General features: G+C 58.3%; 20 protein-coding genes. 6 read left to right on the forward strand and 14 right to left on the reverse strand.

The features are described from left to right. Positions 1-295: 295 nt before the first annotated feature. Positions 296-1,408, reverse strand: a complete 1,113-nt coding sequence (locus DW136_RS07840; protein WP_233546550.1) for an IS110 family transposase — start codon at positions 1,406-1,408, stop codon at positions 296-298. Between the two features lie 434 nt (positions 1,409-1,842). Here DW136_RS07840 and DW136_RS07845 point away from each other — a divergent pair, with 434 nt between their 5' ends. Further along, entirely contained in the window at positions 1,843-2,493 is a 651-nt protein-coding gene (locus tag DW136_RS07845) for a GNAT family N-acetyltransferase (RefSeq protein ID WP_117806742.1), read from the forward strand. 615 nt (positions 2,494-3,108) lie between these two features. Here the strand turns inward: DW136_RS07845 and DW136_RS10005 are convergent. Both DW136_RS10005 and aguA read right to left on the reverse strand, forming a co-directional pair. Then, positions 3,109-3,279: a hypothetical protein gene (locus DW136_RS10005; RefSeq protein ID WP_158554607.1), complete on the reverse strand. Its 171-nt coding sequence runs from the start codon at positions 3,277-3,279 to the stop codon at positions 3,109-3,111. Between the two features lie 160 nt (positions 3,280-3,439). Then, positions 3,440-4,561: an agmatine deiminase gene (gene aguA / locus DW136_RS07855; protein ID WP_118289358.1), complete on the reverse strand. Its 1,122-nt coding sequence runs from the start codon at positions 4,559-4,561 to the stop codon at positions 3,440-3,442. Between the two features lie 178 nt (positions 4,562-4,739). Here aguA and DW136_RS10235 point away from each other — a divergent pair, with 178 nt between their 5' ends. Continuing rightward, the gene (locus tag DW136_RS10235) at positions 4,740-5,543 is read left to right on the forward strand and encodes a LuxR C-terminal-related transcriptional regulator (protein ID WP_118289359.1); all 804 of its coding nucleotides are present in this window, start codon (positions 4,740-4,742) and stop codon (positions 5,541-5,543) included. Between the two features lie 372 nt (positions 5,544-5,915). Here DW136_RS10235 and DW136_RS07865 read toward each other — a convergent pair whose 3' ends face one another. From DW136_RS07865 to DW136_RS07880, 4 genes are all read right to left on the reverse strand, one after another. Further along, entirely contained in the window at positions 5,916-7,085 is a 1,170-nt protein-coding gene (locus DW136_RS07865) for an ATP-binding protein (RefSeq protein WP_199580211.1), read from the reverse strand. Between the two features lie 228 nt (positions 7,086-7,313). Next, positions 7,314-8,690 (reverse strand): MATE family efflux transporter, encoded by a 1,377-nt coding sequence (locus DW136_RS07870; RefSeq protein ID WP_118289360.1) that lies wholly within the window; start codon positions 8,688-8,690, stop codon positions 7,314-7,316. Positions 8,691-8,777: 87 nt separating this feature from the next. Further along, positions 8,778-10,406: an amidohydrolase gene (locus DW136_RS07875; protein ID WP_158571449.1), complete on the reverse strand. Its 1,629-nt coding sequence runs from the start codon at positions 10,404-10,406 to the stop codon at positions 8,778-8,780. A gap of 315 nt (positions 10,407-10,721) precedes the next feature. Next, positions 10,722-11,714 carry a helix-turn-helix transcriptional regulator gene (locus DW136_RS07880; protein ID WP_117635774.1) on the reverse strand — a complete coding sequence of 331 codons (993 nt, stop codon included), beginning with the start codon at positions 11,712-11,714 and terminating at the stop codon, positions 10,722-10,724. Between the two features lie 128 nt (positions 11,715-11,842). On the opposite strand from DW136_RS07880, the gene DW136_RS07885 reads away from it, so the two are divergent. Continuing rightward, positions 11,843-12,034: a hypothetical protein gene (locus DW136_RS07885; RefSeq protein WP_117766509.1), complete on the forward strand. Its 192-nt coding sequence runs from the start codon at positions 11,843-11,845 to the stop codon at positions 12,032-12,034. Positions 12,035-12,069: 35 nt separating this feature from the next. On the opposite strand, the gene DW136_RS07890 is transcribed toward DW136_RS07885, so the two are convergent. The 5 genes from DW136_RS07890 to ptcA form a co-directional block, all read right to left on the reverse strand. Next, positions 12,070-13,479: an APC family permease gene (locus DW136_RS07890; protein WP_117802850.1), complete on the reverse strand. Its 1,410-nt coding sequence runs from the start codon at positions 13,477-13,479 to the stop codon at positions 12,070-12,072. Further along, positions 13,469-13,651, reverse strand: coding sequence for a hypothetical protein (locus DW136_RS09905; RefSeq protein WP_147327489.1), 183 nt, complete (start codon positions 13,649-13,651; stop codon positions 13,469-13,471). Before DW136_RS09905 ends, DW136_RS07890 begins: the two co-directional genes overlap by 11 nt. A 399-nt stretch (positions 13,652-14,050) precedes the next feature. After that, the gene (locus DW136_RS07895; RefSeq protein WP_117635777.1) at positions 14,051-15,256 is read right to left on the reverse strand and encodes an agmatine deiminase family protein; all 1,206 of its coding nucleotides are present in this window, start codon (positions 15,254-15,256) and stop codon (positions 14,051-14,053) included. A gap of 367 nt (positions 15,257-15,623) precedes the next feature. Further along, positions 15,624-17,063 carry an APC family permease gene (locus DW136_RS07905; protein ID WP_117583531.1) on the reverse strand — a complete coding sequence of 480 codons (1,440 nt, stop codon included), beginning with the start codon at positions 17,061-17,063 and terminating at the stop codon, positions 15,624-15,626. A gap of 133 nt (positions 17,064-17,196) precedes the next feature. Further along, positions 17,197-18,270, reverse strand: coding sequence for a putrescine carbamoyltransferase (ptcA, locus tag DW136_RS07910; protein WP_117583532.1), 1,074 nt, complete (start codon positions 18,268-18,270; stop codon positions 17,197-17,199). A gap of 330 nt (positions 18,271-18,600) precedes the next feature. Here ptcA and DW136_RS07915 point away from each other — a divergent pair, with 330 nt between their 5' ends. Beyond that, a complete protein-coding gene (locus DW136_RS07915; RefSeq protein ID WP_117635778.1) occupies positions 18,601-19,566 on the forward strand; it encodes a response regulator transcription factor in 966 nt (321 codons plus the stop codon). 329 nt (positions 19,567-19,895) lie between these two features. Here the strand turns inward: DW136_RS07915 and DW136_RS07920 are convergent, their stop codons facing one another. Continuing rightward, the gene (locus DW136_RS07920; protein WP_118289363.1) at positions 19,896-22,097 is read right to left on the reverse strand and encodes an ABC transporter permease; all 2,202 of its coding nucleotides are present in this window, start codon (positions 22,095-22,097) and stop codon (positions 19,896-19,898) included. Next, on the reverse strand, positions 22,087-22,872 hold the full coding sequence (locus DW136_RS07925; RefSeq protein ID WP_118289364.1) for an ABC transporter ATP-binding protein: 786 nt from the start codon (positions 22,870-22,872) through the stop codon (positions 22,087-22,089). The genes DW136_RS07920 and DW136_RS07925 overlap by 11 nt, the downstream gene beginning before the upstream one ends. Positions 22,873-23,016: 144 nt before the next feature. Between DW136_RS07925 and vsr the strand changes: the two genes are divergently transcribed. Further along, on the forward strand, positions 23,017-23,991 hold the full coding sequence (gene vsr, locus DW136_RS07930; RefSeq protein WP_118289365.1) for a DNA mismatch endonuclease Vsr: 975 nt from the start codon (positions 23,017-23,019) through the stop codon (positions 23,989-23,991). Between the two features lie 497 nt (positions 23,992-24,488). Beyond that, positions 24,489-25,418 carry an AraC family transcriptional regulator gene (locus tag DW136_RS07935; RefSeq protein ID WP_158551686.1) on the forward strand — a complete coding sequence of 310 codons (930 nt, stop codon included), beginning with the start codon at positions 24,489-24,491 and terminating at the stop codon, positions 25,416-25,418. The last annotated feature ends 27 nt before the right edge of the window (positions 25,419-25,445 follow it).

Raw genomic sequence — 25,445 nt, forward strand, 5'->3', positions numbered from 1 at the left:
TCGCTTCTAATAAAGAAGGCCAAGATTCGGGACGCAGTTCACTCCCTATATCAACCCGTCCGCGGCGACCTCGGCGTGTCTTACCGACGCTCGTCTTTGCAGTTTAATATCCGCCCGTGGCGATCTCTCGCTGGGCAATCCGTTGCTACGGCTGAGGCTTCTACGTCGAACCGGCAGTCTGTGCACGCGTGTGGCGCCCTGGGCGCTCGCAGAAAAGGGACCTGAGGTTCGCCTCAACGGCTTCGGATCGAACCGCTTCCGGGGTGACTGGCTTATGTGCGGGGGACCGCCCCCCCTACGCCTCCTCGGCCATGAGGCCGACCGCCCACACCCAGCAGGCGAGCTCGCGCGCCGTGGCCACGTTCGCCTTGTTGCCGTGGACCCCGCGCGCGAGCAGCGCCTCCCGCCTCTCGACCAGCCTCCGCACGCCCTTGGCGGCATGCCTCCGGGCGCCCCGGTCCGGGGCCTGGCCCTTGGCGAGGTCCTTCGGCCGCCCCGAGCACGTCAGGTAGTGCCACGCGGCCTCGACCAGCGTCTTCCTCAGGTGCTTGTTGCCGGCCTTGGTGATCGCGCCCCTGCGGTCGCTCTCCCCGCTGGAGTGCTCGGAGGGCGTCAGGCCGACCCACGCGGCGAACGAGCGGGCGTTCCTGAACCTGGAGAACTCGCCGGCCTCGAACACGAGGTCGGCGGCGGAAGCGGTGTCGACGCCCTTGAGGCAGCGCAGGGAGTCGACCCTCTTCCGCCACCTGGGCTTGCGGGCCTCGGCCTCGACGAGCCCCTCGAGCCTCGCCTTCTCCTCCGCAGCCCGCCTGACCGCGTCGACGTAGTAGGCGAGCACCTCCTCGTCGGCCCCCTCCGCGAACCTTATCGACTCGATCCAGGACCAGTGCGCCCGGGTCCAGTTGCCCTTCCTGCGGCCGGTGGGCGTCCTCTCGTCGAAGACGAGCCCGTGCCTTAGCAGGAACTTGGAGAGCCGCTGCTTCGAGCGCGAGAGGTCGTCCCTCGCGTCCTCGAGCGCCCTGGTCAGGTCGCGGGCGGCCTCGCACTCGTCGTCGGGGACCCACACCTCGACCACGTTGCCGACCGACAGCATGCGGGCGAGGAACTCGGCGTCGTTGCGGTCGTTCTTCCTGCGCCTGTCCGCGCTGGGCTTGATCATCTTCGAGACGGCGCCGACCACGCAGTCGACCCCCAGGCCGGAGAGCCTCTTCTGCAGGTCGAAGCCCGTGACCCCGGACTCGTACACGCACCTGGCCCCGGGGTCCACGGAGCGTACCCACTCCGCGACGGCGCCGGCGTCGTAGCCGAAGGTCGCGGCGCGCACCTCCCCGGTCATGACGTCGAGGGAGACGGCCTTTATCGAGCGGGCGTGGACGTCGAGGCCGACGAAGGTGGTAGTATCGAGCATGGGAGCCCCTTCCATGAATGCGGCGTGGCCGCCGCGGCTGAATTAGACACTCACCATTGTCGGCCTAATCCGCGGTCCTTCATGCAGCAGGGGCTCTCAATGTTTTTATGTCCTGCTCATATCGTCTCTGCCGGCAGTCTGGGATGTTCCTTGGGGTAGTCATTGGGGACGTTCTTTAATGACTGGTCGTTTAAGAACGTCCCCAACGACTATCCAGAATGAGAGTGGATAATCTCCCGTTTTTGGCCTATACCAGCGCTAAAAGTGGGAGATTATCCACTCTCATCGAGCAAGTGTCCGAAAATCCGCCCTCATTCCTTCTTAGGACCCTCCGTCCCCGAGGATTCGAGGCTCGCCTGCCGAATGGTCGATGCGGCCGTCCTGCGTCCATGTCACACTCAGGGGTGGCCTGACCCAACTTGGAAGGAGCCCCCATGAGCCTTGACAACGTAACTCTGCGTGCCGCCACGCTCGATGACCTGGCCGGCATCGCCGCCATCTACAACCAGCTGTGGTGCAACACGCTGCGCAACCGAGGCGACGTCGAAGCCGCCGATTTCTGTGCGCGCTTTAACATCGCCATGCAGCTGCAGCGCTCCCCCATCGCGCTCGTTGCCGAAGCTGAAGGCCGCATCATCGCCGCTTGCTGCATCGGTATCTTCGAAGACGGCAAACCACGCACCAATCCCACGTGGGAGCCCTGCTACAACGAGATGTTCGTCCAGGCAACCGAGATGGCAAAGACCGCCGATGCCAAGCTCGAAGGCTCGCTCTTTGGCGATAGCCGCGAGAAGGCAACAGCCGACCGCTTTGCCGCCACGGGCAACGAATATGCCCAGGGCCAGCTCAACCTGATCATCATCGTGCCCGAATGGCAGGGCAAGGGGCTCGGCCGTGCGCTCATCGACCTTGCGCGCGCCGAACTCGCCAAAGCCGGGTGCACCAAATTCTTCCTGATGAGCGACTGCAACTCCGACTGGCAGTTCTACGAGCACCTCAACATGAAGCGCATCTTGGAGGATCACAGCCAGGACACCGGCGACGGATTTATCGTCTATATGTACGGAGGCGACACGCAGGATTAACTTGCATGTCGCCTCACGGGCTTTCTACAAGACGGCCCAAACCATCAACCAAGACGAGTCAACAAGGCGCGCTCTCCTCGGCAGCAAGGGCATTCGTGCTGTAACGAGTGGTGGAGATGGCCACGCTTGCACACAACTGTCTCGGATAGATAGCGGTCGAGCAGGCGCGCCCATGTGCGTGCGTCAAGACGCTCCTCCGCCCTGCCATACAGCGATCGACGGAGTGCCTCGCCCATAGTGCCGCTAAAATCATCGAGCTCAAGAGCGTACTTTGGGACAACGTATCCGACCAACGTCCCCACAAACGGGCTGTGCCCATTACACACGCAGCTGTTTATCAATGGTGCAGGCGGAATGTCATCGTCGTCCAGGTCAAATATGTCCAAGTCCAGCTCACCAGAAGCGTATGGGTGTATTCCGCGGTTAAGCATCTTAAAGATATGGACCGCGAGTCCAAAGTCATCCGTCTGTGGCGTAAACACGGGGGCATTCGTGGACGCTGCCAAGCTCTCGAAATCGCTGATGCCGGCTATCTCCATGAGTTGAAGCACCTCGGGGGCAATATAGCCGGGAGCGGCGCACGCAGTCCTATGTGTCACATCCGAAAGCGTAAAGCTATACGAGCGCCTTGATGGTATCCATGCCCGCATGCGCCGAAGCCTCGCAACCCTTCTGCCCGTTGAGCACGCACTCGAGCAGCGTATCGTATGCGCGCTGGGCTTCGGGGGCCAGGTACGCCCTGTTAAACATGCCCTCGGGTCGCACGTTTCCCTTCGAGTCGATCATATAAGGCCCCAATCTGTTTGGTTTCCCCAGATTGTGTGCCCGCACACCCAAGCCGCACGGCCCGCCGTTCAGCTGAAACCACCACACAAAAAGTCCGCCGACCATTGAAGTCGGCGGACTTTCGCGTGCGGACAATCAAGCACTGTTCACCATGGAACTGCTATTTACAGCGCGCCTTGGGCTGCTGCTGGGTGATGCAGTGGATGTTGCCGCCGCCGTAGATAACCTCGCGAGTCATGATACCGATGACTTCACGGTCCGGATAAGCAGCCTGGATATCCTTGAGCGCCTGGGCGTCATTGGGATCGCCGAACTGCGGTACAAGCACTGCGCCGTTGATGGGCAGGAAGTTGAGGTAGCTCGGCTCGAAAGCATCCTCGGGGGTACGCGGCAGCACGCCCTCGACGGGGTCAATCGTGCTGGCTTCCTCCTCGGTCATATATACCGAGGTCGCAGGCATAATCACCTTGTGGATCTTGAGCTTGCGGCCACGGGCATCCGTCGTCTCGGAAAGCGTCTTATACGCCTCTTGGCACTCCTTGTAGAACTTATGGTTGGGATCATCGGTCCACATGCAGCAGACCTCGCCGGGCGCACTAAAGCATGCGACGTCGTCCACGTGCCCGTTGGTCTCAAACGGGTCGATGCCATCCTTGATCCAAATGACCTTCTCGATGCCCAGGTACTCGGCAAGCTTCTCCTCGATCTGCTCCTTGGTGTACTGGGGGTTGCGGTCCTCGTTGAGCAGACACATCTCGGTGGTCACGACGGTGCCTTGACCATCACAGTTAAACGAACCACCCTCGAGGATATAATCCTCGGGACGATAGCGGTTAACCTGCTCGAGCTGTGCCACCTGCAGGCCAATGGAAGCGTCCTTGTCCCACGGGAAATACAGGCCGTCAATGAAACCGCCGTAAGCATTAAAGTGGAAGTGCGAGAGTGCCACGTCGCCCTTGTCGTTGACAAGAAACGCCGGGCCGGGGTCGCGGATCCAGGAGTCGTTGTACTCCATATGAATCACGCGCACGTTCTCAACGCCGTCGAAGATCTCACACACCGCGGGGAAGTCTTCGGTGTTGGCGCCCACAGCGATGGGCTGAAAACGTGCAATGGTCTTGATGATCTCGGTGAAGACCTTCTGCGCCGGCTTGGCGCCGCAGCGCCACACGTCGGAGCGGTGCGGCCACAGAATCCAGGTACGCTCCTGCTCCTCATACTCGCCGGGCATATAGAACCCGTCCTTCTTAGGTGTGGACTCACTCTCGTAGATGGTCTTCATTTCAAGCTCCTAAATCTCGGTGCTTTTGCTTGACGAGACCATGATGCGGCCGCACCGAGATGTTCTCAATGGTCCCTCGAGCCCCTTTCAGCGACCGACGGTATACCATTCGCTGACCTAAAGTTCTATTCAGGCCGAGAACGTGACATACTGGGTTCCACAATGGAAAGGACGCCCTATGCCCCCATGCAATAAACAGCAGACTATTGAGTTGGACAGTACGACCTGGACTGCTCTCAACGAGCTCGCGCTTGCAATCCACGCATCACACGGTGTCGATAAGCTGCAAAAGGAGACCCTCGAGGGAACAACAGGGCTCGTGCCCCATCGGATCGCCATGTTCGACCTGATCGAGGCGGCGGGCAGTGATGCCCCACGCTACGTCCACCCCGCAAGCAGCGGAATGGACGACCGCGCGCTGAGCGACTACTACAACCGCTACGCCGCGATGGACTATACAACATGGAGTTTTGACTTACATAAGGTCGGCGTCTACCGCGACCTCGACCTCGTCGACGTCGAGCGACGCGATGCCACGCCCATCTATCGCAAATGGATGGAACCGCAGGGCGTCTACTTTGGCTGTACGGCCACGCTCGCGCACAACGACAGCCCGCTAGGAAGCATCACCCTGTTTCGCGAACGCACAGCCGGAGACTTCACCGACACCGAGCTCGCAATCCTGCTCGAAGTCGCTCGGCACGCGAGCCTCGCGCTCGCCAACCTCTATCCTCGGGGCATTAAACTCACCCAGACCGAAGACACAAACCAGCTGAATGCTTTCATTACAGAACACAATATCCAACCGCGCGAAGCCGAAGTCATGCGGCTCATGCTCGACGGCAAAACGAACAAACAAATGGCAAACGAGCTATTCATTAGCGAGTCAACCGTCAAGAAGCACGTCAACGCCATCTATCGCAAGCTCGGCGTCAGCAACCGCCTGGGCCTCATGACTGCCACGCAAAACATCCCGCGATAAAAAGGGCGCCCTCCATACGGAGAGCACCCTTTGATTTCGCCATTTGAATTAGTGTCGGCTCTGGCTCAAAGAGTAGACAGGTTTATTTTGGTAGGTTTTATCTGGGCAAATGTCAGCCGCCGCGAGGGAGCTGCCTTCCCTCGCGGCGGTCTTCTAACAGAAAAAACCAAGTGAGTGGGCTTTTTGCAGGAGGCCAAGCACGTCCCAAAATGCCGTAGCTCTGACCTGCGGTTTTATTGAGCATTTGTCGCGATGTGCTCGGCATATCCAAATAAGTCTACTCACTTGCATCTAAGACGCACCAGATAGGCAAAAAACCGCCGCAAAAGGGGCCGGTTCCCTTCGCGGCGGTTATTAATTACGCCGAGCTTGTTATCGTAAAAGCCAATCACGCGCCGAAACCACACTACAGTCTTTCGACTCATACGTTGAGTCCACGCGGGCCACAACATAGCGCGCATCTTTTGCAATGTCGATCTCATCGCATACAGTCTGTAGGTGACGGGCGTACTTATCGTGATACGTTCTGGATGATTTTATTTCGATAGCCTTGGGACTCCCTGAGTTTGTACAGTCGAGCAAATCGATTTCACGCTTGCTGTCGTCCCTATAGAAATACAGCTCGGGATTCTCGCCCACGTTGAGATGGCTCTTCGCCGTTTCGGAAACGATGAGGTTTTCGAAAACGGCCCCCAGATAAGGGCTCTCCAATAGTTGCTCCAGTGATCCAATTTTGAGCAAGTAGCAGAGCAGCCCCGTGTCGTAAAAATAGAGCTTGGGCGTTTTAGTTAGACGCTTCTTGGCATTTGCATAATAGGGCTGCAGCGAAAACGTCAGGTAGCTCTGCTCCAGGATGGACAACCAACTTTTAATGGTCGATACGTTCACGCCCGTATCTCGAGAAAGCGAGGATATATTGATGAGGGCACCGACGCTCTGAGCAATTATGGACAGAAACTTATGAAACTCCGCCTTATTGCGCACATCAAGCAGGCCCACAACATCGCGCTCAACATAGGTATCGATATAGCTGGGGAAATAAACCGAGGACGGCATTCCGGCGGAACGCAGGCGAGGGTATCCCCCTTCAAGCGCGAACAAATCCACTTCCAGCTGCCCCTGCTGGCCCCTCTCCGCTTCTCGAAACGATAATGGCAGCAATTTCAAGATCCCGACTCGCCCGGCAAGAGACTGCCCGATGCTTTTCATCATCAAAAAGTTTTGCGAGCCTGTAAGGATGTATTGACCGGCGTCTCCCCGCTCATCCGAAACAACCTGGATCATTGAAAACAAATCCGGCGCGTATTGCGCCTCATCGATGATGAGTCCGCCCTTTCGGTTGCGGATAAAACTCACCGGATCCTCCAAGGCCGCGCGCCTCGTTTGAGGGTCCTCAAGCGTGACGTAGGAATAGTCGGGAAAAGCATGCCGAACCAGCGTAGACTTACCGCTCTGCCTAGGCCCTGTCAACGACACAACAGGAAACCAGCCTGCCATGCGAATGAGCAACTCATGCAAATCCCTGTTAATGAACTCAGCCATATCAACGCCCCTTATTACGCTGTTACCATAATCGAATAGTTTCATTCGCCATAATCTTATAGTAGCGTTTACCACAATCTTATAGTAGCCCCGTTCAAAAGCATTATTTATAGAGCCGAAATCTCAGACCCTAAATAACAAAAGCCACCACAATGGGGGCTGTCCCCATTGTGGTGGCTTGCAGGCGAGTTAACTTGTTCGACTATCGTACGCCAGCCATGTCCGAGCCTAGAGCGTGGCAAGGCGCTTGGACTCGTGCGCGGCGAGCGCAATGGAGATGATGCCGGTAATGGCATCGGCCACCACCAGGGCGATCCACACGCCCTCGACACCCATCATGTTGCCGAGGAGGTACATAAGCGGCACTGAGCAGATCACATAGCGAAGCAGGCCGGTAAACGTGGCGACACCAACCTTCTCGACCGCCTGGAAATATATCGACATGGTCATGGCAAGATAGCCCAGGGCAACAGCCAGGATGACGGTACGCGTGGCGTTGGCGGCAACCTCAACGAGCGCAGGATCGCTGCCGGCAAAGAAGGCGCACACCGGAGTGGCGGCAAGCCAGAGCGCGACGGTGACCAGCGCCAGCGTCACAACCTGGTACTTAAGCGTGCAGGAGAGCGTCTCCTTAAGGCGCGCCCAAGCCTTTGCGCCGGCGTTGAAGGCAGCGATGGGCTGCAGGCCATAGGAGAAGCACTGGGCAACCATCATGGTGATGTAGAGGATGTAGCCGTTGATCACGCCAAAGGCTGCGATGTAGAGCGAGCCCATGTCGCCGCCGAGCGAGCCCAAAAGCGAGTTGGCAACGGTGTTAAAGATAAAGGTCGCGCCCTGGACCAGGAAGAACGGGAAGCCAATCTTGAGGATCTGGCCGCAGACGGCGAGGTCGAGCTTGAGGTCGGCCGGGCTAATCTGGAGCTGGGACTTTTTGCCCCCGATGAACCAGAAGATACCGATGGCCCAGATACCGATGGAAAGCCCGTAGTACACGCCGGCGCCCATAACGCCAAACTTGAGCACAAACGTGGAAAGCGCGAGCCAACAGATGGCAACGATGGCCGAAACGGTCATGAGGTTGGCCTGAATCTGAACTTTCTCGTCCACGCGCATCACAGCGGTGATCATCTGGCCAATGACCGTGAGCGGCAGCAGCACGGCGAAGGTGCGCACGCCGGCAACGGTATCGACCATGATGTCGGGCGTGGCGCCAAAAAATGCACAGATGGGCTCGGTAAACACGGCCATCACCACAGCTAGCAGCACACTCACGATCGTGGTGAGCCAAAAGCCCTGGCTAAAAGCCTTGCTTGCGCCCTTGATGTCGCCGGCACCCAAAAGGTTACCAACCACGGCGGGTACGCCGGTGCCAAATAGGTTGCCAAAGGCCAGGTTGATGTACTCGACCGACATAATGATCGAGACACAGGCCAGGCCGTGGGCACCCAGGCCCCAACCCATCACGAGGCCCTCAAGGACCACCATGATGATCTGGGCGAGCATGCCCTGGCCGGTGACGATGGTGTACTTACGCACCAGACCGGGAATCGGTTGGGAGGCGAGCTCGCGCTCCTCCTCCACGGCAACGGTTGCTTCTTCTGCCATTGTTCTCCCCTTTCTTTGAGAGAGTAGTGCTGAATGGATGTCAGGCGGCTGACAACTGGCACCAAGCCGCCCAATCAAACGATGGCGCTATGCCTCAAAGACCACCTTGCCGGCGATCATCGTGAGGGCTGCGGTAGCCTCGAGCACCTCGGCCGGCTCGCAATCAAAGAGGTTGCGGTCGAACACGCAGATATCTGCCTGCTTGCCGCACGCGAGCGTGCCGATGCGGTCCTCGGCATGCATGGCGTAGGCGCTGCCATAGGTGTAGGCGCGCAGAGCCTCGGCCATGGTAATGCGCTCCTGGGGGAACCAGCCCTCAGGGTTGGAGCCGTCCTCGAGCATGCGGAAGACCGCGCCGTACACCTCCTCCATGGGCTCCAAGCCCACAACGGGGAAGTCACTGCCCAGGTGCACCACGGCTCCGCTGGCAAGCAGGCTATGCAGGGGCCACGAAAGCGCGGCACGCTCGGGACCCACGGCATCGTCCTTGGCGAGATCGGGCATATCGAGCAGCATGTGCCACGGCTGCATGCCGGGGCAGACGCCGAGCTCGGCATAACGCGGCATATCCTCGGGTTGAACCGTCTCGTTGTGCTCCATGGAGTGGCGACAATCCCGCTTGCCATGCAAGCGCTCGCCCTCCTCAAAGCAATCGAGCACAAAACGCACCGAGCGATCGCCGATTGCATGGATGCGCGTGTCAACGCCCCATTCCTGCGCCCTCAGGATGGCAGCACGGATGCGCTCCGGCTCCTCCGCGGGCTCACCACAGGTGTCGGGTGCGTTGCTATAGGGTTCAAGCATCCAGGCGGTATGGTCGGAGCACACACCATCAAGGAACTGCTTAAAGCCGTGCCACTCCACCTGCGTACCCGGGAAGGCGTATTTCTCCTTGATCTGCTCGAGCGTCAAGGACTCGTTTTCGAACAGGTCGGTGTACAGGAACACGCGCAGCGGCAAGTCGCCCTTGGCATTAAGACCTGCCAACACCGCATACGGGTTTTCCATGCTCACAAACGTAGGATTGACCATGCCGACCGTAGTGATTCCCAGGGCATTGGCGCGCCGGGCGGTTTTTGCAAACGACGCGTCAACAACCTCGGGCGCTGGGTCGTAGACCTCGTCCATAAAGAAGGCGCCGGCGTTGTTGGAAAACACGCCCGTCAGATTGCCCTCGGCATCCTTAAGGATCTTGCCGCCTGCGGGATCGGGCGTCTGCGAAGTTACTCCCACCTTGTTGATGGCGCAGGTATTGGCGCTAAAGGTATGCAAGTCAACCTGCTGCAGAAAGACCGGGCGGTCGGAGATGTACTCATCGATCATCGCGGCCGTGGGCATCTCGGGGACATCCCACTGGAACTGGATAATCTGGCAGCCCAGAATCCACTCGTTATCGGGATGGTCGGCCGCAAACGCCACGACACGTTCCATCGCCATCTCAAAACTGGTGCAGTCAATGAGGTTGACGGCAAAATCGGGGTCGGTCATAAACGCGCCCTGGGCAAAATGCGTGTGCGAGTCGATCAGGCCGGGCATGACGAGCTGGTCGCCAAAGTCGCGTACCTCGGTATCGGGACCGATAAACGGTGCCAGGTGAGCATCGTCACCGCAGGCAACAATCTTATCACCGCGCACGGCAACGCCGCCCTTAAACGGCTCGAGCCCATCGCCGGTAAAGACGGCGTTGCTCTTGATAACTACATCAGCCTTGTCCATGTGAGCCTCCTCAGGCATCTTTGGTTGCAACGCGGACGCACCGCCCGCGTGGGCACTCGGTTGGGAGCGTAGCGCTCCCGCATCGGCGCGTGCCTACAAGCCGTGCTCGGACGTCTGTCCCACGTCCGCGGCTTCGCGCTACACCCATTGATACACAGGGGCAAATCCGTGCCAAGGCCAGGGACCGCAAACGGTCAGTTTAAGCAGGTTTACACGCTTTACCTGCAGGTTTATTGTCTGAGATTATTACCGCGTCATTACGCCCAACGGCGTGCCCGCCCACACGGCAAGACCCGCATGCAAGAAAGAATAGGACTAGGAACGCCAAAAGGCATCTATGAGGTCATCTCGGTTGGAGACGCCGCTTTTAACGTAGATGCGATGCAAGTGTGCCTTGACCGTGCCAGGGCTGATGACCAACTCGCTGGCGATGTTTTGGGCGTCGTTGCCCTTCAGCACCAGCGTGAGCACTTCCTGCTCACGTCGCGACAGCTTGTGGGCATCGGCATAGATCACCACACGCGATGCGAGGTCGTCCCCAGAGCTTGCGCTCTGGGCCGCCACGTCCTCATCGGCACGCGGATGACGGGCATACACACGCAGGATATGGCTAAACTGGCAAAAGAGTTGGACCGCACATACCACGAGCAGCACGTTTTCGGAGATATTGCGCTCGGACAGATACCACAAAAAGAGGCTGATGACGGGGTTTTGAGAGTCGGGGCGGCAGAGCAAAATCATGTAGGTGTCCTCGGCGATTACGCAAAACGCAAGAACGAGTGCCACCTTCCAAAAGAGCTTTGAGCGGTCGAGGTCGAGTTTCTCAACACGCGTGGCCCTGTGCCGGTAATGCCAGGCGGCATAGGCAAGACATCCTACATTGCCCAGGTCACGCGTGAGCCAAAAGAGATACTGCTGCATCTCTCCGGCAGCACCGCTGCGAGGCACCAGCAGCAATTGCAAGATTGAAAACGGCACGATAGCAAGTCCGAGCATGCGCGACGTCGGCCTTTTGCGCAAGCGCGCAAACATCCATAGCACCACGCAGGCATAGATGGCAATACCAAGCACGCAGCGCAGCAAGGGGTGCTGCAGCGGCTCGCTAAAGGTAACGGCGTAGTCGTATTTGAGCCGATTGTACTCGTCAAAAAAGATGACCGACATATCGAGCATATAGAGCAAAAAACCCGCCGCGGCCACGAGGCTGTCGCGACGGCGCGTCATGAGCCAAACCACCAATGCCACGGCACTGGTCACCAGAGCCACACCCATGATAATCGTGGTGTAGATATAGAACGCGAAACTCATGCCCGCCTCCCCTGTCTAGATGCTGTGAGGATGTTGACAGATTCTTTGCCGCAAGATTAGACTCACCGATTAAACGTACTGTATCGTTTAGATAAACAAGCTGTGTCTCACCGATGAAAGGAGATGCCATGACACCGATCGCTCCGCTCAAGATGCTCGTCGCGCCCGCCGCCAAGGCCATCACCCGACTCGGTTCTTCCATGACCTACGACGATGTCCCCTGCGCCGTTGAGGCGCGTTCGGACAGCTGCCCCTACCTGGGCCACGTCCCCTACTTTGCACCCAAGCTCGCATCTGATCCCGAGCAGCGTGAGCAGTAATCCAAGATGCAACTAGCGCCGCACAACTCGCGGCGCTACTGTTTTGGTGCAAAGCGACCTGTCCCCCTTGCGCCAACGCCGGGATTGTCGATGCTGCGGCCGCGGCGCGATATGAGGCGCGAAACCTCGCCCAGCAACACGCCGATCACCACACCCATGAGGATCGGCAACTTTGACATCTCGGCGGGCGAGCTGTTAAGCGGCACGATTGTCGCAACAATCGAAAGCACGAGCTCTACCACCGGCACCGCAAGCGCTACCGCAAGCACCTTGCCCTCGAAGGGCGCGCGGAACACACGCGGGCGACCGTCGTATTTACGCAGACGCCAAAACGCCGGGAACATCGGGATATAGCTCATGAGCAGAAAGACGACGTTCATCGAGAAGAAAACCCAAAAGACGTCGGAACCTTCGCCCAGCGGAATCTGAAGTAGCAGCACCAAGCTGGCAAAACAACCGTTAATGAGTGCTGAGCCGTTGGGCATGCCGGTCTTCTTGGACACCAGCGCAAAGGGGCGCGGCATGTTGCCGTGGCGCGCGGCATAGCTCGCCACGTTGTTGACGCCAAAACTCCAGCAGATCATGTTGGCGAACAGCGTCACCAAAAAGGCCACGCCCACGACCATCGTCAGCGGGTGAGCGCGCCCCACCATGGCGGCAACCGCGTCCACAATGCCCGAATCGAGTGAAAGCTGCTCGGTGGGAACCGCGGCTCCAATACCGACGCCACAGATAATGTAGATCGCCGCGATGGCAACGCCACCGGCGATAACCGCCTTGGGGATATCGCGCGATGGGTTCTTCATCGTGCTGGCAAAGGTCGCGACCACCTCAAAGCCCATAAAGTTGAATAGGATGATTGAAAGATACGTCAGTGAGTTAGTGTCTCCCAGATCGGGGACAAAGGTCTTAAACGACATATCGTTGGCAAAGCCGTTATTGCAGGCAAACCAGATACCGACGATTCCCACCACGGCGGTAATGAGCACCTTGATGACGGCGCCGCCATCCATGACCCAATCGGCCTCGGCCACCGGCTGCATTGCCATGACCGTGACGCCCCACACAAAGGCAAGCTCGATGGCAATTCGGACCCCAAGCGAAAATTCGATGCCCCATACCGCATTGATGACACTGGGGAACATGCAGGCGATACTTGCCACCCACAGTGGAAAGTTGACCCAATAGCACCAGGAGCAGCGAGCGCCCCAACGGTCGCCCAAGCCCAGGCGAACCCAATCGTACAGACCGCCCTCGGAATCGAACGCCGTACCGAGCTCGGCCACCACCAGGCCATAGGGAAGCAAAAACGTAATGATGAGGAAGATCCACCAGAAGAACTGCACGTTACCCATGGCAGATGCCGGAGCGGCCGCCTCGATGGTAAAGACAACGCAGATAACCGAGAGGATGACCTCGAACAGGGAGAACTTTTTACCTGCCACGGCACGCTCCCCCTACAGCAAAAAGGATGGCATCTGTACCGAAGGCGCAGCCCAAGGTAGGGTTGCAGGCCGCGTCACCGGTGCAGGTGCCATCCCAAAGAGAAGAGAGGATGCAATTGTTGGACCAACGCTCGCGGAACAGGCGCGTGTAGATAACGATACGCTGGTACATAGATACTCCGATCAAAACGGTCGCGCTCGCAACCGGAAACTATCAGCAATTGAATACGCGTCTGACCTGGGAAATTCAAGCGAACAATTGGCCTAACCCGCAATAAATCCCAGATCAGACGCGTACTCAATCAAAGAGGCGGGCACTCCGAAGTGGAGGCAACGGAGTGCCCAAAGAAAAACCCAGCCGACCAAGACATCGAATAAACCGACCATCAATGCCCCGAGATGGTCCGATTCACCGACCGTCCGATTGATCGGCTGGGTTCCCGAAGCATCACGGCTCGGAAAGTCAGACGTTTACTCGGCGTGCTCAGGTGCGCCAGATTGGCGCGAACGAGGAGCGTAGCGTACTGACGCTACGTAAGCGACGAGTGAACGCCAAGGTGGCGTGCCTGAGTTACGCCGAGGGCTCCTGCTGGGTAATGCAGTGGATGTTGCCGCCACCGAAGACGACCTGCTCGGACTGGACGCCGACGCACTTGTAGACGCCCTCGCCCCAGACCTCGTCATAGATCTTCTGGAGCGTGTCGACGGCCAGCTGGTCGTTCTCGTCGCCGTACTGCGGGACGATGACGCCGTGGTTGGTGACCAGGTAGTTCATGTAGGACGCGATCAGCGGCTCGTCGGGGACGCGCGGCTCGGCGTTCTCGTCGGCGTCGATGGTGTCGCAGGAGGCCTGGTCCATGAACAGCGGGTTCACGGGCATGCAGAGCTTGTAGACCTTCATCTTGCGGCCCTTGGCGTCAACGGCGTTGGAGAGGGTCTCGTAGGCAGCGTGGCACTGCTCGTAGAACGGATACTCGGGATCGTCGGTCCAGATGCAGGCCATGACGCCCGGAGCGATGAACGTGGCAACGTCGTCGATATGACCGTTGGTCTCCTCGGGGTCGATGCCCTCCTTGACCCAGATGACCTTCTCGACACCCAGGTAATCCTTGAGGTGCTCGTCCATGTAGGCGCGAAGCTCCTCGCTCCAGGGCTCAAACTTCTTGTGGAACTTGGGCCAGATGGACTCGGGATCCTCTTCCTCCTCCAGAACCGCAGAGCAGGTGCGGCCCGGGGAAAGCAGGCACTGGTCGGTCACGACAAGGGTGCCCTCGCCGTCGACGGTGATGGAGCCGCCCTCGAGGATCATGTCGTCGGGACGATAGCGACGGCAGCCGGAGAGCTCAGCCATCTTGAGGGCGATCTGCTCGTCCTTGTCCCACGGGAAGTACAGGCCGTCGACGAGGCCGCCGTAGGCGTTGAAGTGCCAGTGGTTGGCGCGCTTCTCGCCCTTGCCGTTGATGACGTAGGTGGCGGCGGTGTCGCGGAACCAGGCGTCGTCGGTGGTCATCTCGATAACGGTGACGTTCTCGTCGTTCTCGAAGACGGCCTTGCAGTTGGCATAGTCGACCTGGTTGGCGCACATATAGACCGGGGTGAACTCGGAGATGGCGCGGGCGATGGCGGCATACTGCTTCTGAGCAGGCTTGGCGCCGTGGGCCCAGGTGTCGGTGCGGTGGGGCCAGCCCATCCACACGCGATCCTGCGGAGCGAACTCGGCGGGCATAAAGAAGCCGTCGGCCTTGGGGGTGGACTCGGACTCGGTGATCGTACGCATAAGATTTCCTCCAAATCGAACGATCGCTTGCTGCGGGCGGGTTACCCGCAGCCTAAAACCAAGAGATGGTAGGCGCCCGTTCCCCGGCAAAGGTCGGGGCGCCCGGCGCCGGTTTTCACGGAGTCGCACCGGCAAGCGACGACGTAACCAAGTGCGCGGAGACAAAACGCACGAAGGATACGGAAGAGAGATTGGGGTGGGCGGTGGTTACCGGAGCTATCGCTCACACCCACCCCGGGGAATGGTTAGCAAACCTGTCGCTTGGGCACGCCTCCGAAGAGGCTAGAGTGCCTGGAGTCGGGAGCGACAAGCCCGACGAAGCGTACTTTGGTACGCGAGGAGGGTTGGAGCCCCAGAACCGGGTGCTCTAGTTCTCCTCGGCCTCGGCGGCCTCCTCAGCGAGACGCTGAGCTGCCAGCTCGGGAGTGAGGCCCTTGTACTCGGTCTCGCGGCCCTTGGCGCTGACGACGCGGACAACCTCGCCGATGAGCAGAAGCACGATGAAGATAACGATCATCGGGAGCTTGTCGCCAATCTCGGCGGCGGAGAGCGGCACCAGCGTTGCAACGATGGCCAGGATCAGCTCGATGCAAGGGATGGCCAGCATGACCTTCATCATGGCACCCTTAAACGGGAACGTGAAGATGCGCTCGCGGTCGGGGTCGTTCTTGCGAAGGTTGAGGAACGCCGGGAACATCGGGATGTAGGTCAGCAGCAGGAAGACGACGGAGGTGCCGAAGAGCATCCAGAAGACGCCGTTGGAGATGGCGTCGATGGGAACGAGCTGCAGGCACAGCACCAGGGAGGCAACGACGGCGTTGACCAGGTTGGCGCCGTTGGGCATGTCATCATCCGAAATCATCGAGGCGAAGACCTTGGGCATGTTGCCGTGCTCGGCAGCGTAGCGGGCGACGGAGTTGACGCCGAAGGACCAGGCGGCCATGTTGGCGAACAGGGTGATCAGGAAGGCGATGCAGATGACCTTGAAGATCATGGAGTCGCCCACCATGGTCTGGACTGCGACAATCATGCCATAGTCGGGGTCGATGGAATCGGCCGGCACAGCAGCGCCGATGCCAAAGCCAGCGAACAGGTAGATCACGGCGATGGACAGGCCACCGACGATGATAGCCTTGGGGATATCGCGAGCGGGATCGGCCATGTCGTCGGTCATGGTGCAGATGACCTCGAAGCCCATGAAGTTAAAGATGATGATCGACAGGTAGCCGAGAGCGTTGGTGTTGGTAAGCTCGGGCAGGAAGGTGGCAGCGGACATGTCGTTCGCAAAACCGTTCTCCATGGCATACCAAATGCCCAAAGCGCCAACGATAACGGCGACGGCGACCTTGATGATGGCGCCACCGTTAAGGACCCACTCGGAGTCGGCCGCCTTGGAGCGGCCCATGAGGTAGACGATCCACACAAAGGCAAGATCGATACCCATCTTGGCGATCAAGTTGAACTCGACGCCAAAGACCATGCCCAAAATGTCGGGGAACATGGTAGCCAGCGAGGCGATCCACAGCGGGTAGTTGACCCAGTAGTAGTACGAGATGCGGGCGCCCCATTTGTCGCCCAGGCCATCGCGTACCCAGTCGTAAATGCCGCCCTCGCCGTCATAGGTGGTACCGAGCTCGGCAACAACCATGCCGTAGGGAAGCAGGAAGGTCAGGATCAGGAAGATCCACCAGAAGAACTGCTGGTTGCCAATGGCAGCAGCAGGAGCGGCGGCCTCGCAAACGAAGACGACGCAGATGATGGTCGAAATGACCGTCAAGAAGGAAAGCTTTTTCTTTCCGTCGCTCATGATGAGCTCCTTCGCTCAGTCTTGGACAGATCCGAGGCCCTAAGGTATTAAGGCAATTGCTTGGGCCTCGGTGAGCGGGCGACAGGAGACGAGCATCCGCCGCCCGCAAACGTGCTTTTAGAAGCCTTGAGGCTTAGAGCTGCTCGAGAGCCTCGAGAGCGGCGTGGAGCTCAGCCTTGGCGGAGTACTCGACACCCTCGTCGTTGAGCGGGGTGCGCTTGCCCAGGGCGGCAAGGAGAGCACGGATGGAGTGCTTGCGGTTCTCGGCCTCGACCCAGCACAGGGAGCGCTCGGGATCGTCCATGACTTCGTCGACGACCTCCTCGTTGCGGGTGGCCGGCAGGCAGTGCATGAACTTGGAGTTGGGGCCGGCAAAGTTCATCATGTCCATGGTGACCTGATACTTGGGATAGAACACGTCCATGTAGTTCTCGCCCGAGACCTCCTCGTCGTACAGGCCATACCACACGTCGGTGTAGATGAAGTCGGCGCCCTTGATGCACTCGATGTCGTCGGAGATGACGACAGAGCCGCCGGAGACCTTGCAGTTCTCCTCGGCGATGGCCATCATCTGCTTGCCGAACTCGGCGCGCTCCTCGACGGTGCCAACGTGCAGGCCGCCGTCGGGGATCTGGTGGCCCTTAGGTCCAAACTGGACAAACTTCATGCCGACCTTGGAGGCGATGAACATGAGGGAGACGCAGACCTGGGTGGCGTCGCCGATGAAGGCCAGGGTGCAGTCCTCGATCTTCTTGCCCTCGGGGAGGTTCTCGAGCATGGTCATGAGGTCGCCCATCTCCTGCGTGGGATGGTTGAACTCGGACATGCCGTTGATGACGGGCACAGCGGAGCCCTCGGCGAGGCCGACGACGTCCTTGTGACGGTCAACGCGAGCCATCATGATGTCGAGCAGCGAGCCCATAACGCGAGCGGTGTCGCCCAGGGACTCGTGACCGCCGAGCTGGATGGTGCCAGGGCCATAGAACTGAGCATGGCCGCCGAGGTCGGTCATAGCGGTCTCGAAGGAAAGACGAGTGCGGGTGGAGACCTGCTGGAAGATCATGCCAAGGCTCTTGTTGCGGAGCAGGTGCGGATAATAACCGTCAACCTTGATGGCCTTCTTCATTGCTAGGCCAAGATCCTCGATAGCCAGGATCTGCTCTTTGGTAAAGTCGTTGGTGTCGATGAAATCCTTAGGCAGTGCCATGTCGATTTCCTTTCCGCCGGTCTTGCCGACTATTACTATGAGGCGCTCGAACATCACGCCTCGTGTTGACAAGACCATCATTCACCCGTATGCAATTTTTACCTAGTTTATTCGGGATTAAAGACCGTTCACGGAGTTACACCCCCTCTAAACCAATATAAACCCGCAGGTCAAGAGTTTACAGGGGGTTTACCATCTAGAACCGCGAACGGTATACGGCTATGCTGTATCTCGGCGCCTAATCCGCAATGAAACGAAGGGTTGAGACGTCTATATCCCACAAGGTATACAGAACTCGGCCATAGAATAAATGAGATGGGACGGTGACAGATGAACACCCTGATGTTCTTCTATACCCTAGCGATACTCGTGATCTGTATTGTGACGGCGGTGCTCTCGCTTGCCGCCTATGCCTCGTCCCGTCGACGCTTCTTTATCTATGGCAGCGGCGTATTTATCTGCTATGCCATCGAGATGACCGAGATTTTCTTTTTTGAATACACGCTGCAAAACCAGAGTTTTCCAGCCAGCGACTATTACTCAATTACCATGCCTGTGTTGCGGACCTTTGTGGCGACCGCTTCGCAGGCTTTTATTTGGCTCATTGCCATGGATTTGCTCGACAAGCATTCAAAAAAGCAGTTTGTCATTCCCGTCGCAACGTTCTTGCTGAGCGAGCTGCTGATTATCGTCGCTGTCCCCTACGGCCCCATTCATCAATGGCTCTACTACACGATGCGTCAGGTATTCCTTGTTTTCGTGGGGCTATATATCTTTTGGACGGCACGCAAGAGCACACAAGTCGAGCTGAAGGCACGCGTTAACAACCAACGAAAGCACCTGATTATCGGCGCTATTCTGGTCGGTTGCATCGTTGCCGAGGATTTCTACAACATTCTGATTGTCCCCATGAGTCTGGCGCCCTCTTGGCTGCAACTATATCTGTCCGAGCGCAACTTTAGCGAAAACGTCTTTGCCTGCTACTTTGCGATTCTGCTGATCATCTACTCCTACCACGTGCTTTCAATCCGCATGCAGGAGGCGCCCGAGGAAAAGAACGTCAGCGATCTTGATCGACACATCGAAGAGCAGATGCCCTTCTATCGCAACGCCTACAAGCTCTCCAACCGTGAGACCGAAGTTATGCGTCTGGTCGTACTGGGCAAATCGAACCAAGAGATCGCTGACGAGCTATTCCTTGCCGTGGGCACCGTCAAGACCCACATCCACAACATCCTGGTCAAAACCGAACAGCAAAACCGCACGACGCTCATCCTCCACTTTTGGAAGCGATAACCTGCCAAAAAGGGACAGGTTTATTTTGGCAGGTTTTATCTGGGCAAACGCCAAAAACCGCCGCGAGGGAGCTACTTTCCCTCGCGGCGGTTTTCTAGCAGTAAAACCAAGTGAGTAGGCTTTTGGCGGGATGCCGAGCACACCTCAAAACGCCACAGCCCTGACCTGCGATTTTATTGAGCACTTGCCGCGATGTGCTCGGCAGATCCAAAAAAGCCTACTCACTTGCATCTGAGATGCTCTAGATACGCAAAATACCGCCGCGAAGGGAGCTGGACTCCCTTCGCGGCGGTTATTCGCTCTGATTTTGCGACGGTTTTGCCCGCTTGTTACTCGCTGTAGCGGGTGGCGATGGCAGCTTGTACCATGCCGGCGCTCATGAGGTACGTTACCAGGAAGTAGCCACCATAGGCCGCCAGGAAAATCGCGCAGGTGAGGCCCACGGTGCCGGCGATGCTCATATCTCCGAATATGCTCACCAGCTCGATGATCACCTTGAGCGCCACAAAGGAGTGCGCCAGGCCCACTGCCAGCGGGAACAGGAAGAATACCGCTTGCTGCGCCATCACCGAATGGCGAATCTGGCGGTCGTCACAGCCAATCTGTGCCAGCACACGATAGCTGCGGCTGCCGTCGGCCACATTGGAGAGCTGCTGGATCGATAGGATTGCCGCGCACGCAACGACCAGTACAAAGCCAATGTAGATGGCCAGATAGCTAATCATGCCGTTCATCTGCGCTGCTTGCGTGTACATCTCGGAACGCATGATGAAGACTCCCCACGACCCCGGCTCCTTGCCGTCAACGAGCAGATTATCGAGCAAGGTGTATTTAATGCTCTCGTCTGCCTCGGTCGTATCCATACCCTGTTTGTAATTAACGAGCAGATTACTGGAATACGGCTGCAGATTAAGCTGGGACAGCAGCTCATCGGCTACGACCACGGTACCGGGATTGCTGCCCATCGCCGAGTTGGCGATGGCCGCCGTGTCCTCGTCCGACTTATCGGTTGCGGGCTTGAGCTCATGCCCGCCCAAGGTGAGGGCATGGCCGCCAGCCATATACTTGGTGTACAGGTCGCCCAGCTCACCGCCCATATCACACGTGAGCAGATACTGGTCGCGGCCAATGCTCACCGGCTCCTCGCCCATCATCTGGCGCAGTTTGTTGTACTGGCTCGCCGGCGTCACATACAGACCCATCGCATCGGCGTTGCTTCCCTCGAGCGCCTTGGGAAGCTTTTCTCCCATGGCCTTGCACATCTCACCCGCCACCACCGAGGGGCCCGAGCCGCCAAGCGGGTAACTCAGATACGAATCGATCTGCACATGCTCACCGGCAACATCGGCGATATTGACCTTCTTGCCTGTCTCATCGTTGTTGTCCGCCGACTTGCGCTCGCCATGCCATGCAGCGTACAAATCGACCGTTACATCGGCCAGCACCATGCGATCGGCCTCAGACGGATTGACATACTCCTTGTAGTAGTCGAGCGTTTCGGGCGTGTAATAGACATACGTCTGAGACACGTCAACAGGGTTATAGCGCTCCAGGTTTTCGTTCATCACATTGGCAATAGACATACCGCACGTCACCGAGGTGATGGCCAAAAACAGGATCATCGCGATGACGCCCATCGAAAAGCACACCGTGTTGACCTTGGCCGCAAGCTGGCGCACGGTAAACATATTGAGACCGCGCCAATACACGCTGCGCAGGCTCTGCAGCAGCTTGATGAGCATGCCCGAGAGTCCCCAAAACAGCGCAAAGGTACCCACTGTAACCATAGCGGTCGTAATGCCAAACTGGCTCATGGCCTCTTGCAGCTTGCTGTCCGTCGCAGTCAGCGGGAACCCATCACGTAGCAGACGGTAATAGGCCACGCCCACAAGCGCCACGCCCACGGCAAAGATGGCAATCGCGATCCAGGGGTTGCGCGTCTTGATGCTCTCGTTGCGACGCTCGGCACCCATGAGCTCAATGAGCCTGGTGCGACGCACGGCGCGAAGGTTCAGCAGTAGCGTGAGCACAAACATTACGAGCATGCAGGCAAGGGTCAGGTTGAACGCATGCACCGAGAAAAAGAAGTGAAAATCGGCGATCTGCGTCTTGAAGAGTGAAGCCGTAAAGAACGTCATGAGCTGGGAAAGCCCCACGCCCAGCACAATGCCGGCGACAAAGGCGCCGACCGAAACGATCACCGTCTCGAGCGCCATGATCGTGGCGACGCGCCCGCGCCCCATGCCGAGCACCTGGTACAGGCCAAACTCCTTCTTGCGGCGTTTCATGATGAAGTTATTGGCGTACACCATCAAAAAGGCCATGACACCGGCCAAAAAGTACGTCAGGAAGCCGAGCATGCTGCCCATAACCTGTGCCAAGCCCTCTTCATCGATTCCGGCGATGTCGACCTGCATCGAGATGGTGTTAAAGGCATAGAAGACCGTGACGCCCAGGGTGAGCGTCAAAAGGTAGACGAGGTAGTCGCGCCCGGCGCGGCGGACGTTGCCCCAAGCGAGTTTACAGAGCATCGGAGCCCTCACCGCCCATCATGGCAACGACCTCCATAATGCGGTCGAAGAACTCTCGGCGGTCGGTGTCGCCACGGCGCAGCTCGGTGAAAATCTTGCCGTCGCGGATAAACAGCACACGGCTCGTGTAGCTGGCGGCAAAGCTGTCATGCGTGACCATGAGCACGGTGGCGCGTAGGCGGCGGTTAAGGGCCTCCAGGCTCTCGAGCAGCAGACGAGCGCTTTTGGAGTCGAGGGCGCCGGTGGGCTCGTCGGCCATAATCATAGTGGGGTCGGTGACGAGCGCGCGAGCCGCGGCAACGCGCTGCTGCTGACCACCGGACATCTGGTAGGGATACTTGTCGAGCACCTGGCTGATGGACAGGCGCGCTGCCACATCCTGCACGCGGGTCGAAATCTCTGCCGAGTTTGCGCGGGCGATGGTGAGCGGCAGGGCGATGTTCTCGCGTGCCGTGAGCGTATCGAGCAGGTTGGAATCCTGGAAGATAAAGCCCAGCTCCTCGCGGCGGAACTGCGAGAGCTTGGCCTGCTTCATGCGCGTCACATCCTGGCCGTTGATGCGGATGGCGCCACTCGTGGCGGCATCGATGGTCGACACGCAGTTGAGCAACGTCGACTTGCCCGAGCCCGAGGCTCCCATGATGCCGACGAATTCGCCGCGGTTGACGGTAAAGTTGACGTCGTTGAGCGCGCGGGTCACGTTGCCCAGCGCTCCATATACCTTTTCGAGATGCGCGACCTCCAGTACCGGGGTCGCCATTTGGGTGGTTTGCATACCGAGTCCTTTCTTGCGATTAGTCTACGGCATCTATAGTCGCAAGGAGCCGAGTCGGCTACCATCGATATGGCTTACGCTTGCCTTACCGTTGTGTAAGGTAAGGGTAGCCTGCCATGTGTTGATGTGGAGAGAGGACTCCTGTTGAAGACTGTTCATGTTGCCGCTGGGATCATTCGCAAGGATGGATCTGACGAGCTGCTTGCCGTGCAGCGCGGCTACGGCGACATGCAGGGACTGTGGGAGTTCCCAGGTGGCAAGCTCATGCGCGGCGAAACACCCGAAGACGCTGTGCGCCGCGAGCTTATGGAAGAGCTACAGGTAAAGGTCACCAACCTACGTGATTTCTACACCGTTGAGTATGACTACCCCGATTTTCATCTCTCCATGGAGTGCTACTACTGCTCGCTCGCCGATGAATCCGATGAGCCTCAGAAGCACGACCGCCAGCTCGATATCCGCTGGATTCCGCGCACCTCGCTTGCCACCGTTGAGTGGATGCCCGCCGACAAGGGGCTCATTGATGCCCTGATTGAGCTGAAGGAAGACCGGCTTGAGGCAAGCGCCGCCGATGACGCCGCGCCCAACACAGCCGCCAAACCCAGGCGCAAACCTAAGCGCCGCAGCAAAAAGCGCCCCAAGCCCGGCCTGCTGGACGGCATCGATACCTCGGACCTCTCCGCTGACGAGCGCGAACTGGTCCGCCGGCGCGCCGCCATCAAAAAGTCCATGAAGGGCAACAAGCGCGCCAACACCAAGCCCGAGCTGCTCGTACGTCAGCGCCTACGGGCCGCGGGCCTTACGGGCTATCGTTTGGAATGGAAGGTACCCGGCAAGCCCGACATCGCCTTCCCCGGCCGCAAGATCGCCATCTTCGTCAACGGCTGCTTTTGGCACCGCTGCCCCAAGTGCAACCCGAGCCAGCCCAAGCGCAATGTTGATTTTTGGGAGGCAAAGTTCCGTCGCAACGTCGAGCGCGACCGCGCTGCCGTGGCGGCACTCACTCAAATGGGCTGGACACCCATAACCATCTGGGAATGCGAGCTCAAAAAAGACCGCATCGACGCCACGATGGAAAAGGTCATCGAGCAGGTACGGGCTGCAGAGCCGCAGCGCTAACAGCGAGCATTCACACGCCCCACACAGGCGAGCCACATCCACGTCACAAACCTTAGAAAGCCCTTAAGCCCAAAACCTTTCAAGAGTGTTACTCAATAGCCTTGACCTGCGGTTTCATCGTAACACCAAACCAGGTTAAGCCTTTCTTTAGCGCTTCTTTGAACGGTCCGCTGCATAATACTGCCAACGCACGGGACCTAGCAGCACACCCTGTGCGCAACCTTTTGGTGGACATCGAGGAGGCCGCATAAGCATGCATTCTTCCAATGACGCAACACAGCAGCCATCCCTAACACATGCAGACCTTTTCTCCTTCCCCCCGACACAGAGAAATGGCCTCCTCGACTCCCCCACCACAAAAGCAAAACGCTCAACCGACCAGAACCTCAACTTGCGAGCATCGTTCGAAAAGCTCCAAGCATCCCTAAACAAGGCGTTCCCCGAACAGGCAAGAGCAATCTAAGCCCATCGCGCTTTATACTGATGCCATGCGAAACATGGATCACATAGAATTGCACCGCGGAGGACGCGAGGAAGCGTTTCCCGAGACCGCCGATGACTGGCCCTATATTGCCGAACGCGCAGAATTCGCTCGCTATCCGGGCAATTCCGTCCCCTGGCACTGGCATTCCGAAGTTGAGCTTTTCTACATGGAGCAGGGAGCGATTGACTATCGAACGCGCGCGGCTCATGAGCACGTACGCTTTGAGGAAGGGTCCGCCGGCTTTATCAACGGCGGCGTTTTGCACAGCACGCTGCAATCACCCAATTCGGCACCAGCCATTCAAATGTTGCATATCTTTCAGCCGTCGATGCTCGGCGATCCCGCGGGACGCCTTCAAAAGCGCTATATCAATCCTTTACTGCAATGTCGAGGCGTCGATGTGCTCAAATGGTCGCCCACCAACCCCGACGATATGCCCTTTATCGATTTGCTAAAGAGTTCCTTTAACCACGACCTTCAACGGCCGCAGAACGAGATGGCGCTTCGGAATAGCTTGTCAGAGCTCTGGATTCAGATTTACGCCAAGGCCGAACCGCTCTTTTCCTCCGACAACGCCTCTTGGATGACCAACCGCGACGTACAGTTCAAGGCAATCCTGGACTATATCCGCGCGAACTATGCAGCCGCTATAGATGTGCCCCAGATGGCATCTGCAGCCGGCGTAAGCGAAAGAGAGTGTTACCGCATTATCGAAGCTTGCGCAGGAACGACCCCGGCGGCATATCTGCGCGCATACCGCGTAAACCGTGCTTGCGAACTTTTGACACACACCACGCGAACGGTCCAGACAGTCGCGCGCCAATGCGGCTTTGCGACAGCAAGCCATCTTGGCCAGGTATTTAAAGAACAAATGGGATGCACTCCTTCGAGCTATCGAGCAGCGAGGCAGAATCTCGATAGCACCAGGCAGAAATCCCGCTAGCCTTTCTTCTGTCACCGCATCAAACTT

This window comes from Collinsella sp. AM12-1, from assembly GCF_003472325.1.
GTDB lineage: Bacteria > Actinomycetota > Coriobacteriia > Coriobacteriales > Coriobacteriaceae > Collinsella.

Coding starts and splice junctions, on each gene's coding strand:
- DW136_RS07870 (WP_118289360.1), bottom strand. CDS start 8,690: ATGGCAGAAGAAGCAACCGTTGCCGTGGAGGAGGAGCGCGAGCTCGCC.
- DW136_RS10005 (WP_158554607.1), bottom strand. CDS start 3,279: ATGATCGACTCGAAGGGAAACGTGCGACCCGAGGGCATGTTTAACAGG.
- DW136_RS07905 (WP_117583531.1), bottom strand. CDS start 17,063: ATGAGCGACGGAAAGAAAAAGCTTTCCTTCTTGACGGTCATTTCGACC.
- DW136_RS10235 (WP_118289359.1), top strand. CDS start 4,740: ATGCCCCCATGCAATAAACAGCAGACTATTGAGTTGGACAGTACGACC.
- DW136_RS07845 (WP_117806742.1), top strand. CDS start 1,843: ATGAGCCTTGACAACGTAACTCTGCGTGCCGCCACGCTCGATGACCTG.
- DW136_RS07895 (WP_117635777.1), bottom strand. CDS start 15,256: ATGCGTACGATCACCGAGTCCGAGTCCACCCCCAAGGCCGACGGCTTC.
- DW136_RS07935 (WP_158551686.1), top strand. CDS start 24,489: ATGGATCACATAGAATTGCACCGCGGAGGACGCGAGGAAGCGTTTCCC.
- DW136_RS09905 (WP_147327489.1), bottom strand. CDS start 13,651: ATGTACCAGCGTATCGTTATCTACACGCGCCTGTTCCGCGAGCGTTGG.
- DW136_RS07885 (WP_117766509.1), top strand. CDS start 11,843: ATGACACCGATCGCTCCGCTCAAGATGCTCGTCGCGCCCGCCGCCAAG.
- aguA (WP_118289358.1), bottom strand. CDS start 4,561: ATGAAGACCATCTACGAGAGTGAGTCCACACCTAAGAAGGACGGGTTC.
- DW136_RS07925 (WP_118289364.1), bottom strand. CDS start 22,872: ATGCAAACCACCCAAATGGCGACCCCGGTACTGGAGGTCGCGCATCTC.
- DW136_RS07915 (WP_117635778.1), top strand. CDS start 18,601: ATGAACACCCTGATGTTCTTCTATACCCTAGCGATACTCGTGATCTGT.
- DW136_RS07840 (WP_233546550.1), bottom strand. CDS start 1,408: ATGCTCGATACTACCACCTTCGTCGGCCTCGACGTCCACGCCCGCTCG.
- ptcA (WP_117583532.1), bottom strand. CDS start 18,270: ATGGCACTGCCTAAGGATTTCATCGACACCAACGACTTTACCAAAGAG.
- DW136_RS07880 (WP_117635774.1), bottom strand. CDS start 11,714: ATGAGTTTCGCGTTCTATATCTACACCACGATTATCATGGGTGTGGCT.
- DW136_RS07875 (WP_158571449.1), bottom strand. CDS start 10,406: ATGGACAAGGCTGATGTAGTTATCAAGAGCAACGCCGTCTTTACCGGC.
- DW136_RS07865 (WP_199580211.1), bottom strand. CDS start 7,085: ATGGCTGAGTTCATTAACAGGGATTTGCATGAGTTGCTCATTCGCATG.
- DW136_RS07920 (WP_118289363.1), bottom strand. CDS start 22,097: ATGCTCTGTAAACTCGCTTGGGGCAACGTCCGCCGCGCCGGGCGCGAC.